This window comes from uncultured Campylobacter sp., assembly GCF_938045465.1.
Lineage (GTDB): Bacteria > Campylobacterota > Campylobacteria > Campylobacterales > Campylobacteraceae > Campylobacter_B.
In genome coordinates this window covers 1-9516 of record NZ_CALIBF010000155.1, presented here as the reverse complement: position 1 = coordinate 9516, position 9516 = coordinate 1, and the positions used below count along the sequence as shown (strand labels likewise).

Genomic DNA, 9516 nt, shown 5'->3' with positions numbered 1-9516 from the left:
TAAAAATCCCGCATGCTCGTTCATAGAAAATCTCTGCGGAGAGCGTAAATTTTGCCTGCTCGCGTTTGAAACGATGAAAGTCGTTTGCACATCCTGTTTGCTAAAATCATAGCCGAAGGTAAGTGTATTTATACCGAGATAAGTCGTAAATTTGGAATTAAAATTTCTATTTTTTACGATTGCGGGCGAAAGGCTATCAAAAATGCTCGTACGGCGAGTCTTATCCCAAAAATAACTTATATCAGCGCTTAAGCTTTCAAACTCGCCCAAATATCCGACGCCGTGATTTTCTCTTTTATATTTATAGTGATTTAATCCGCGCGCGTTGGGATAAACGGCGGTTTTACCAAGAGTCCTTGAATAATCATGATTTTGCCTTCCGGTTTGAAAGTAAAATTTATTATTTTCATCCGGCGTTAGCCAAAGCTTGGCGTTAGAATCCGATTTATCGCTCTTTTGATAGCCTCCCTTATAGCCGTCCTCGTCGCGCAGCTTTTTATATCCCCACAGCTGAAGCGCCGCATACTGCCCGAAGGGAATATTGACGTAGGCTTCGCCCATCTTGCCGTTTCCGATACCCTCGTGATCTTGGATAGTCGTAGATATGGCGGCGCTTCCGCTAAATTTAGAAAAATTCTTTTTCGTAATGATATTTATCACGCCGCCTACCGCATCGCTTCCGTAAAGTGAACTCATAGGTCCTCTAATCACTTCGATACGCTCGATCGCTCCTGCGGGCGGGATAAAATTCGAGTTCATATCGCCCGCTCCGCCTTTTGGGTTCGCCGCCGCAGAACTTACGCGTTTGCCGTCGATAAGCACAAGGGTTTGGGAGCTTTCCATTCCTCTGATGGATATCCCGCTTGCCGGGCCGTCGTCGCCTGCGATGACGCTGACGCCAGGCATTTTATTCGCGATATCGTGCAGCGAAGTGAAGCTGCTGCTTGATATCTCTTTATTATCCAAGGTGGAAATGGAGGCCGGCGCCTGCCTAATATCTTGGCGAAAGCCGCTCGCGCTTACTACGATTTCGCCAAGATTCGTGCTATTTGCGTCACTGCTTAGGTGTGAGCCTTCGACGCCGCATAAAATCGAAACGCTCGCACATATCGACAATGCGATAAATTTCGCCTTTTTAAAATACATATCTTTTTGCATTTTTGTTCCTCTATTTTGAAATTTAATCGCGGATTATAACTCAAAGCGGATAAATTTAATATTAATTATTAAAGTATTTTTATAGAATTAAATTTCACTAATAATTCCCCATTCCATCGATATTTTCATAAAAATTATTTTAAATAAAATACAGCATATAATCAAGAAATTGCTGTAAATAAGTAAAATTTTATAACGCCCGGTCTTAATTATCAAATCGTTTTGAAGAAATTTTGCATAGTTTTTGATTTTATCTGCTTTAAGAATCATTTTCGCTTTTGTGGACGTGTATATTTTAAACTATCGAAGGCATTACAAGCGGCAGCGCGAAAACGGCTTTGCTCTATTGATTTCGTGCATCCTGCGCTTGGAATAATTATAGACTTGGGATTAATATGCGATGTTTTTTAACACAATAGCTTCGTATGAATAAATTTATCTTACTAAGGGGCATAATCGCTTCGGCGCAATTTAAAATTTTGAGTAGTTTATATAGGCGGATTTAAATTTAAACTAGATTTATCAGCATGGCACAATCTGTCGAGGTTTTAAATTTAGAAGTAAAGAGTCAATCCAAATTTAAAATCCTGGCGCAAGAATGCAAAATAAGAAGATAAATTTAATGAGACCCCGCAAATTTATCTTAAAATTTAGCGGGATCAAATTTAGATTTACGCCGCAGGTGCGCTATTTTCGGCGTGAGCATCGTCAGAGTCTTTGGGCCTTAAAAGCCACTGCTTTGCAAAGATCAGCGCGTAGATCGCAGCGCCGATGCCATAACTTGCGTATTCACTTGGGATAAACTCTATGAATTTTGCGCAGATATTAGGCACCAGCATTAGCGGCGTTACTAGCAGCAATAGCAGGCGCTCTACCATGTTGCACTTTGTAACGAACCAGCCTTGTAGCGAGGAGCTGAAGGCAAACATACCCACGATCGCCGTGGCAAAAATCAGCACGATTTGCAGTGGATCGCTGATCCAAACGATACTTTTTGAATCCATCGGATCGCCGATGCTTTGGATCAAAAGCAGCTTATTGTTGAAGAAAAACGCAAACGGAAGCACCGCGGTACGCAGATCATACACGAAGCCCTGAAGTCCTACGGTTACCGGATTTGCCTTTGCGATACCCGCCGCAGCGTATGCTGCAATACCCACTGGCGGGGTATCGTCGGCTAAAATTCCAAAATAAAAGACAAAAAGATGCACCGCGATCGCAGGGATCAAAAAGCCGTTTTTGCCCGCTAGTATCAAAATCACTGGCGCGATTAAGCTTGAAACGACGATATAATTCGCCGTCGTAGGAAGTCCCATGCCCAAAATCAGGCTCATTATCGCAGTCATCAGAAGTATTAGTACTATGCTGTTTCCTGCGACTGCTTCTACGAGCTCTGAAAGAACCTGTCCCAGCCCGGTAAGCGAGATCGAGCCGATGATGATGCCCGCTAGCGCGGTGGCAACGGCGACCGTGACCATGTTTTTAGCAGCACCTACCATAGCCCAAAAGATATCGACAAAGCCGACGATAAAATCGGACTTGCCAACCTTTTCGCCAAATATCGTTTTTTTAGCGGGCTCTTGTACGATCATTATTAAAAATAGCACGCAGATCGAGTTAAACGCCGCAGAGATCGCGCTTTCTTTTAGAATCAATAGAGTAAAAAGAAGCACCAAAATCGGTATTATGTAATGAATGCCGCTAAATATAATTTTTAGCTTTGAAACCTTGGCGTAATCGCGGCTGCCGCGAAGTCCTAGCTTGCAGCTTTCAAGATGCACGATAAAAAATAACCCCGCGTAGCAGACGAAAGCGGGGATCACCGCCGCGATCATTACGTTGGTGTAGCTCATACCTAAAAATTCCGCGATGATAAATGCCGCAGCGCCCATGATAGGCGGCATAAGCTGCCCGTTTACGCCTGCGGCGACCTCGATAGCGCCCGCCTTAGTGGCGGTAAGCCCCGCTTTTTTCATAAGCGGGATCGTAAAGGTACCCACCGTCACGACGTTTGCGGTTGAGCTGCCGCTTACCATGCCGGTTAGCCCGCTGGCGATTACGCTAGCCTTGGCGGGTCCTCCGCGGAAGCGACCTAAAATCGCAAACGCCACGTTTATAAAATACTGCCCCGCTCCGGCTCGCTCCAAAAGCGCGCCGAATAGCACGAACAGATAGATGAAGCTGGTGCTGACCCCTACCGGTACGCCAAATACGCCCTCTGTCGTTAAAAACATATGCCCTGCAAGCAGTTCAAAGCTTGCGCCGCGGTGCGCGATGATATCTGGCATATAGGGGCCGAAGTAACAATACAGAAGGAAGGTAAAAGCGATAATGCCAAGCGCTGGTCCCATCATACGGCGACCTGCTTCAAAGAGTATGAAAATTCCGATAAAGGCCGCTACGATATCTCTGGTTAGATAATTTCCCGGGCGCTGCGCTAGTCCGTTAAATTCTATCGCAGGATACAAGATCGCGGCGACTCCGACGATTAATAAAATACAATCGTAAAACGGGATATAAAAATGCGCCTTAGAGCGCGGGCGAAACGGAAAAAGCGAAAAAATTATAAAAACAGCGAATGCCAAGTGGATTGAGCGCGCGATATTCGTATTTAGCGTAAAATACGCGATGTAAAGCTGAAAGACCGACCACGCGAAGCAGACCAGCGTCACGAGCCAGAAGAGCTTTTTAGAGGTAAATTCTCTACTCTTTACCTCTAAAACCTGCTCGTCGTTTTGTGTAGATTTCTCCATCAACTAGCCTATTTCAGCAGCCCAGCTTCTTTATACACCGCCTCTGCTGCAGGATGAAGTGGCGCACTAAGCCCCTCTAAAAGAGATTCTTTGCTTACCAAATTTAGCGCAGGGTGTAGCTTTTTATACTCGTCAAAATTATCAAGTATAGCTTTAACTACCGCCCTAACCGCCTCGTCGCTTTGGCTAGCGTCGGTTACGAGCACTGCCTTTACGCCGATAGTCTGCGTATCGTGATCTACGCCGTCATACATTTTCGCAGGGATCACGCCTTTGGCAAAATATGGATATTTTTCTAGAATTTTTTTGATATGCTCATCGTCGATGCTGACTAAGTCGATAGGAAGCGAAGTCGCCGCATCAGTGATATTTGCGGTCGGATGTCCTACGACGTAGAAGTATCCGTCGATCTTCTTATCTTTTAGCGCCATAGGGCATTCTTGCGCCGTTAAAACGCCGTGCTGGGCGAGCTTTTTAAGATCAAAGTCGTAGTTTTCAAAAACTATCGTGCTGGTTAGCTCGTTGCCGCTACCTGGGTTTCCGATATTGATCTTTTTGCCCGCAGCGTCGCCGTAAGCCTTAATGCCGCTCTCTTTAGAGACGACGAAAGCCAAAAGCTCCGGATAGATCGAAATTACGGAGCGTAAATTTTTATCCGCCGCGCCTTGAAATTTGCCCGTACCGTTGTACTTATCATAGACGACATCGCTTTGAACGAAGCCGAAATTTAGCTCTTTTTTAAGCACGTTATTGACGTTATATGTCGAGCCGCCCGTCGATTGCACGGAGCATTTCATATTTTTATCCATATTTACCAAGCGGCAAATCGCGCCGCCTACCGGATAATAGGTGCCGGTCATACCGCCGGTGCCGATATTGATGAACTCCTTAGCGCCCGAAACGCTAGCTAGTAAGGCCAAACCGGCCAAAGCAACAGAAAATTTTTTCATCTTTGCTCCTTTTTGAGTTAAAAGTTTGAAAGTATTGCTAAATTTCTATAAAATTCTAATAAAAATAGATCGAATTTCGCGCAAATTTACGATTTTACACATTGTGGCGCAGGTGATTTAATATCAAAGTAGGGTGGCGATCTACTCTCATATGCAGAATTTTACCGCGATAAAATTCTAAGCTTGAAATCCAAACGCCCGTGGATAAAATTTAACGCTATAAATTTCAAGTCTTAATAACTCACGCCGCTAAGATACAGCCCGTTCGGCGGAAAGGGGATTCTGCTAAGCGCCCGCGAGAAGCTGATCTTACGCCCGCTTTGCACGGATTTTATGGCGTTTGCGACCATCAGCCGCACCTGCGCTCGCAAAAATCCATTGGCTTTAAAATTTATCAAGGTTAAATTTCTAAAAGAGTAGGCGCGCGCGACGTAGAGCTCGCGCACGGGGCTTTTTATGTCGCTGCCGCTTTTCATAAACTCGCTAAAATCGTGCTCGCCGACGAAATTTGCAAGCGCAGCATTGAGCGCGGCAAGATCCACGCGCGGATAAAACACGCAAAAATCGCTAAGAAAGGGGCTAGGGCGTCCGTGGTTTAAAACATAGCGATAGCAGCGCGTCACAGCGTCGTAACGCGGATGAAAATCGCGCGGCACCGGGCTGATGTGTTGCACAAAAATATAGGGCGCGCAGTGGCGGTTTATGAGCTCTTTTAGACGCGACAGCTCCCAGTGCACGGTGCATTCGACGCAGCTTACCTGGCGCAGCGCGTGCACCCCTTTATCGGTGCGCGAGCTGCTGATTAGCGGCGCAAAGATACCCACGCGCCCCAAAGCCGCGCGCAGCACGTCCTCGACGCCGCGCCCGTGAGGCTGAGACTGCGAGCCGCTAAATTTCGAGCCGTCATAGGAATAGACGAGCTTGAGCTTCACGCGTTCGGAGTTTACGCTCGCTGCGAAGTCGCTTGCGGGCGCGCTTTCAATAATATTTTTGAGTTCGGACGCGCTTGCTGGCGTGTTTGCGGGGGCGTCCGCTTTGTGGGCGGCATTTGTTTTGCGGGAGTTTTCGGTGCGGGCGGATGCGGGACGGGTAGTGTAAAATTTTGCGACGGGCGACATATAGATTTTTAAAGCGTCGCCACTTGCCACATTAGCTTTTGCAGCGTTTGCCGCGCAAATATCGGAAGCGGCGGTATCGGCGGAATTTTTACGGGCGGAATTTAAATTTGCCGCACGCGCAGCCTTTTTAGCGCGAACGGCGTCCGAATTCCGCCTGACGCTTTCGTGATTCAAACCGCAATCGGGCGCAGTATAGGTGGCCGTATCGTTTGCCGTATCTGCAAGAGCGGAATTTTTAAAATTTAAAATTTTATCGTTTAAGATCAAAGCTTGCTCGCCGTTTTGCGTTTTGCGTTTTAAATTTACGCTACGCAAAATTTTAGACGCGCTAGGCTCGCTCGTCGAAATTTTATCCGCTGAATTTCGAGCGGACGAGCTTTTGTTTAAAATTTCGCCGCGGCAAAGCTCGGAGTCTTTTTCAGTACCTCGGGGCAATTTTGATCCTGTAGTAAAGCAGCGAGCCGATAAGCGTAACGCCGAATGTCACGGGAAGCGCGATGCTTGGGTATTTAGAGAGCAGCATGATCATCGCGAAGTAGCTAAAAAGCACGCCGAAGATCCCCGCGTAAACGAAGCCCTTTTCGTAACGATAGGTCACGATGCCGAGGCTTAGCGCAAACAGAAAGCTCGCCAGCGGAAAGAGCGAGACGAGGGTGTAGATGCTAAATTCCTTCCTGCGCTTCTCGCTGCCGCTCATATCGCTCCAGTATCCGATCACGCCGCCTCCGCCGCGGATATTGCGGTCGCTTTGCGTGCGCAGGGTTAGGCTTTCAAACTCGCTTACGTGCCACTGCTCGCCGCCCATCGTGTAAATTTTGCCGTCGTGCAGCATCGCAGAAAAGCTCGCGTTTTCGTTTTTAAACTCGCCGCTACGCGCTACGATCATCCGCTCGTGATCCTGCGAGCCACCCGGATTATACAGCACGAGATCCTTATACAGCGTGCTTGTGCCGTTGTTTTCCTGCGAGTCGATAAAAACGAGCCAGTCGGAGAATTTCTGCCCGAATTCGTTGGATTTGATATTTAGCGTCGCGCTAATTTTTTTGTAATCGATGAAATTGTCCTTTAAATTTTCGGCTATCGGCATCATAAAAAGCGATACGAAAAGCAGCGCCAAAGAGCACAGCGCGGCGCTTATGCCGAAAAACAGCGCGATCTTGCGCGTAGCGTAGCCGATCGTAAATATTACGATGGTTTCATTCTCTTTAGATAGCCTAAAAAGCGAGATGCTAAGAGCTACGAAAAACGCGATCGGCACCGTAAATATGAGGATGCGCGGCAGCATGAAAAGATAGAGCTTTACTAGCTCTGAAAAATTTATCTCGATAAACGACGTAATGCGCGCGATCTGAAGGAAAAATACGATCGACATTATGATAAAAAGCGTGCTAAAAAGTGACGCGAACGAGCTTACGAAGTTGCTAAATAAATAGCGCTGCACCCTATCCATAAATGACGTCCAAGAGCCTTAAAATTTGATCTCTAAAAATAAAAGTAAGAAGTAGCCCCATCGATAAAAACGGCACGAACGGCAGCTCGTAGCCTCTTTTGTGCGCGATGAGATACGCAGGCAGCGTCAAAATCGCGCCGATGTAGATCGAGATGCCGCCCAGCTTCCAGCCCAAAATCGCCCCCATAACGCCCGCGATAAAAATATCCGCGCTTCCCATCGCTTCGCGCTTGAGCACGAAAGTGACGATTAGGCGCAGCACGAAAAATATCGCCGCGTATCCCGCCGCCGCGCCAACGCCGCTAAGATCAAAATCATACATCAGCGTATAAGCAAGCGAAAGCGCCGTAACTACGTAAAGAAGGCTCTCAGGCACGGCTTTATACTCAAAATCGATCGCCGAAAGCGCCATAAGCAAGATAAAGCAAAGCCCTAGTACCGCGGCTTTTGCAAGATCGGGCTCGCCGAAATACGCCGCAAGCGCAAGCGCGCCGCCTAAAAGCTCGACGATCGGGTAGCGGATCGAAATTTTGGTTTTGCAAAAGGCGCATTTGCCGCCCAAAAAGAGCCACGAAAGCAGCGGAATGTTGTGGTAAAATTTTAAAGCGTGAGAGCACTTTGGGCAGTGCGAAGCGGGAAAATTTACGCTCTGTCCGCGCGGCAAGCGGTAGATCAGGACGTTGCAAAACGAACCCACGCAGGTGCCGAATACCGCAAAAATCACGCCGTAAACGATATTTAAATCCATCTTTTTCCTTTGGAGCTTTAACTTTTTAAAATTTAATCAAACGCTCTATGGTAGCGAGAAATTTCTTAGTTTTCATTGATTTTTTGCCTCTCATAGGGGAAAAATTTTACGAAAATCGCCGCCGCGCCCACGCAAAATAAAATGGCTATGAGCCCTGCGATTAGCGGCTCGCCCCATGCCTCATATAATCCGCTGAAAATCAAAAATCCCGCCACCAGTATCATGGCGTCCAAAAGATCGAAGTTCAAAGTATCTACGATCCATAAAAACATAATATATGCGCCTATCCCGCTGCCTGTGGATGCCAAAATCCCCATTTTATCGGGGATGAAAGCAAACGCTAGCATAAAAAACAGCAGCAGGCAAATGTAGACCGCCAGTATAAATTTCTTGGGTTTTTTATACACGCTGCCGCATCTTGGGCATCTTAGAGTTTTCATCGGCTTTTTCGTAAGCTTTTTGCCGCAACCGCTTTGTAGTGGGTTAAATAAAAATATGGTTACAAGAATGAATATTCAGCTTGATGTAATGGGAAAATATGAGAAAAAGGATATAATAGGATGGATGAAATTGACAAATTAGAATTTGGAGGATAAAATGAAAAAAATAGTAGCGATTAATGCTGGACCAAGAAAAGGATGGAATACAGATCAACTGATTAAAGAAGCTGCAAAGGGTAGTGAGTTTGCCGGCGCAGAAATTGAATATGTAGATTTGTTCCGATTAGAGAAATATACCGGATGTATTTCATGCTTTGGCTGTAAAAGAAAAGGCAATTTTGGTAAATGTGTCTATAAGGATGGATTATATGACGTACTTGAAAAGATTAGAAATGCAGATGGACTGATTATTGGATCACCGAATTATATGGGCGATGTGACCGCAAGTTTCAGAGCCTTATTTGAACGATTAACTTTCCAATCACTCACATATAATCTTGAAAAACCATCCTACAATGAACACTTGATACCGGTACTTTTTATTTGAACAAGCAACAGTGAGGATAGTGCATATGAAGAAGGTGGGTTTTATGGTGATTTGATCCCAAAGCACAAATACTCATTTGAAAGATTCGTAGGTCCAACCAATGTACTCGTATGTGGGAATACTGTTCAAGTTAAGGATTATAGCATATACGATTGGACAATGTTTGATGGGGATGCAAAGAAAGAACATCATGACAAAACATTCCAATCCTATTTGGAAAAAGCGTATAAAATGGGGCAGGATTTAGTGTAACCTTTTAAGGCTTTATGTCTCTGCAAATTCCAGTTTGTCGAAGTAAAAAAATCAAATAGGATATTACCAAGAGGAAGTAAAAGCAAATTGCCGATACTTC

General features: G+C 45.8%; 8 protein-coding genes. 1 reads left to right on the top strand and 7 read right to left on the bottom strand.

Going from position 1 to position 9516, the window contains the following annotated elements; all coding sequences use genetic code 11:
• The 7 genes from Q0413_RS07440 to Q0413_RS07410 form a co-directional block, all read right to left on the bottom strand.
• On the bottom strand, positions 1–1158 hold a 1158-nt coding region (locus Q0413_RS07440; protein ID WP_298988360.1), incomplete at its 3' end, for a TonB-dependent receptor plug domain-containing protein.
• A 671-nt stretch (positions 1159–1829) separates the two neighbouring features.
• Positions 1830–3911: a TRAP transporter permease gene (locus Q0413_RS07435; protein WP_298988359.1), complete on the bottom strand. Its 2082-nt coding sequence runs from the start codon at positions 3909–3911 to the stop codon at positions 1830–1832.
• An 8-nt stretch (positions 3912–3919) separates the two neighbouring features.
• Positions 3920–4861, bottom strand: coding sequence for a TAXI family TRAP transporter solute-binding subunit (locus tag Q0413_RS07430; RefSeq protein WP_291937906.1), 942 nt, complete (start codon positions 4859–4861; stop codon positions 3920–3922).
• A 233-nt stretch (positions 4862–5094) separates the two neighbouring features.
• On the bottom strand, positions 5095–5793 hold the full coding sequence (truA, locus tag Q0413_RS11260) for a tRNA pseudouridine(38-40) synthase TruA (protein WP_366939666.1): 699 nt from the start codon (positions 5791–5793) through the stop codon (positions 5095–5097).
• A 604-nt stretch (positions 5794–6397) separates the two neighbouring features.
• Positions 6398–7429 (bottom strand): LptF/LptG family permease, encoded by a 1032-nt coding sequence (locus Q0413_RS07420; RefSeq protein ID WP_298988355.1) that lies wholly within the window; start codon positions 7427–7429, stop codon positions 6398–6400.
• On the bottom strand, positions 7422–8177 hold the full coding sequence (locus Q0413_RS07415) for an A24 family peptidase (protein ID WP_177387934.1): 756 nt from the start codon (positions 8175–8177) through the stop codon (positions 7422–7424). Before Q0413_RS07415 ends, Q0413_RS07420 begins: the two co-directional genes overlap by 8 nt.
• 65 nt (positions 8178–8242) lie before the next feature.
• The gene (locus Q0413_RS07410; RefSeq protein WP_298988353.1) at positions 8243–8617 is read right to left on the bottom strand and encodes a hypothetical protein; all 375 of its coding nucleotides are present in this window, start codon (positions 8615–8617) and stop codon (positions 8243–8245) included.
• A gap of 157 nt (positions 8618–8774) precedes the next feature.
• On the opposite strand from Q0413_RS07410, the gene Q0413_RS07405 reads away from it, so the two are divergent.
• On the top strand, positions 8775–9164 hold the full coding sequence (locus Q0413_RS07405; RefSeq protein ID WP_298988351.1) for a flavodoxin family protein: 390 nt from the start codon (positions 8775–8777) through the stop codon (positions 9162–9164).
• Positions 9165–9516: the final 352 nt, after the last annotated feature.